The organism is Vibrio sp. 10N.286.46.A8 (assembly GCF_041470165.1).
Classification (GTDB): domain Bacteria; phylum Pseudomonadota; class Gammaproteobacteria; order Enterobacterales; family Vibrionaceae; genus Vibrio; species Vibrio tasmaniensis_A.
This window is the reverse complement of record NZ_JBFRLX010000291.1, coordinates 1-565: the sequence shown is the minus strand read 5'-3', so window position 1 is coordinate 565 and position 565 is coordinate 1. Positions and strand designations below refer to the sequence as shown.

1 protein-coding gene is annotated in these 565 nt (G+C 45.8%); it reads right to left on the bottom strand.

Annotated features, from left to right (window positions below; genetic code table 11):
* A partial coding sequence (speB, locus tag AB4232_RS21610) for an agmatinase (RefSeq protein ID WP_372087982.1) occupies positions 1-565 on the bottom strand: 565 nt, incomplete at both ends.

The window sequence follows — 565 nt, the reverse complement described above, 5'->3', positions numbered from 1 at the left end:
AAGTGCGATAGTTGCACCAGCTAGAGCGGTAATTTCGCTTTGGTCATAGGCTGGAGACACTTCTACCACATCCATACCAACCATGTTGATACCTTGTAAGCCACGGATTATTTTGAGCACTTTATCTGAATTCAAACCACCACACACTGGTGTGCCCGTACCCGGTGCAAACGCAGGGTCTAGACAGTCAATATCAAACGTTACATAAACAGGTTTGTCGCCAACAATACCTTTTACTTGAGCAATGATCTCATCCACGCTCATGTCATTCGCTTGCATCGCATTAATAACATTAAAGCCGTGACCTTCCTGCTTATACTCTGTACGAATACCTATTTGCACAGAATGCTCAGGCGAGATTAGCCCCTCATTTGGCGCATGGTAGAACATGGTGCCGTGATCGTAACGACTGCCCTGACTGTAAGTATCAGTGTGCGCGTCAAAATGAATCAGAGCCATCTCACCGTACTTCTTGCCGTATGCTCTTAGCAAAGGCAGTGTAATGAAGTGATCGCCACCTAAACCTAACAGTGTTTTACCACTGTTTAGAATCGCATCAGCGGCT